This window comes from Gottfriedia sp. ABJ_BB2_2, assembly GCF_055484705.1.
The window spans coordinates 1-425 of sequence record NZ_JBVFKR010000037.1; the positions used below are offsets into that span (position 1 = coordinate 1).

A 425-nucleotide genomic window follows, 5' to 3' on the forward strand; every position below is an offset into this window, starting at 1 on the left:
GGCAGGCATGTTAACCGCTACACCACGGGACCATTTGGTTGCGGGGACAGGATTTGAACCTGCGACCTTCGGGTTATGAGCCCGACGAGCTACCAGACTGCTCCACCCCGCGATAATGTGGATACTAATTAGTTTAGATCCATGAATTTTGACTTGTTAAGACCATCCCAATCTCAGGATGTTTTTGCAAGTAGCAGCTCGATTGGTATGCTGAAGTAATTTCTTCGAAGCATATTCGATCGTGCTCCACCCCGCGATAATGTGGATACTAATTAGTTTAGATCCATAAAAAAATAAAACCAGGCGACGTTCTACTCTCACAGGGGGAAACCCCCAACTACCATCGACGCTGAAGAGCTTAACTGCCGTGTTCGGTATGGGAACGGGTGTGACCTCTTCGCCTTAATCACCTGATTTATTTGTGG

1 tRNA gene and 1 rRNA gene are annotated in these 425 nt (G+C 47.3%); both read right to left on the reverse strand.

What is annotated here, in order from left to right:
- Positions 1–35 precede the first annotated feature (35 nt).
- Positions 36–112: transfer RNA gene (locus ACX6U0_RS21345), tRNA-Met, on the reverse strand.
- Positions 113–298: 186 nt separating this feature from the next.
- Positions 299–414, reverse strand: a 5S ribosomal RNA gene (gene rrf / locus ACX6U0_RS21350).
- Between the last annotated feature and the right edge of the window lie 11 nt (positions 415–425).